Annotated in this window: 1 protein-coding gene and 1 pseudogene; both read left to right on the top strand. The window is 36.1% G+C overall.

Annotation, left to right across the window (positions count from 1 at the left end; genetic code table 11):
* Positions 1-381, top strand: a 381-nt coding sequence (locus tag ACFIK8_RS12730) for an ABC transporter permease (protein WP_375669634.1), incomplete at its 5' end; no start/stop codon positions are given.
* Positions 382-383: 2 nt separating this feature from the next.
* A pseudogene (locus ACFIK8_RS12735) lies at positions 384-576 on the top strand (D,D-dipeptide ABC transporter permease); the annotation flags it as partial.

The following is a 576-nucleotide window of genomic DNA, read 5'->3' on the forward strand; positions in this document are numbered from 1 at the left end:
ATTTTAGCTTTTGGTGCTATGGCTTATATTAGCCGTATGACTCGTGGGTTTATGATTGAACAACTTAACCAAGAATATATTATTACTGCACGCGTTAAAGGATTATCTTGGATGCGAACAGTTTGGTTTCATGCCTTTCGGAATGCTGCTGTTCAGATTATCACTGTTATCGCGCTTTCGTATGCTTTCTTATTAGAAGGTGCTGTATTAACAGAGACATTTTTTGCTTGGCCTGGTTGCGGGCGTTACTTGACCAATGCTCTTTTATCTGGAGATATGAATGCAGTTGTGGGATGCACTTTGCTTATAGGATTTCTCTTCGTCGTCATTAATTTATTTTCTGATTTACTTTATCGCATCTTTGATCCAAGGACACGCTGAATATGGCTATAATGAAACATCCTAAACCGCAATCGTTATTTTCTTTAAGCCGTTGGTTAAATGAATCTGTTCCACGGTCAATAATTCAAGCGAAATTACAAAAGATTTATCATTCAGTGATCAAATTTTCTCGTAATTTTTCGGCTGTATTTGGTCTGATTATTATTTTTTTTATGATCTTATGCGCAGTTTTTG

It is taken from the genome of Bartonella sp. MR168JLCBS, assembly GCF_042194175.1.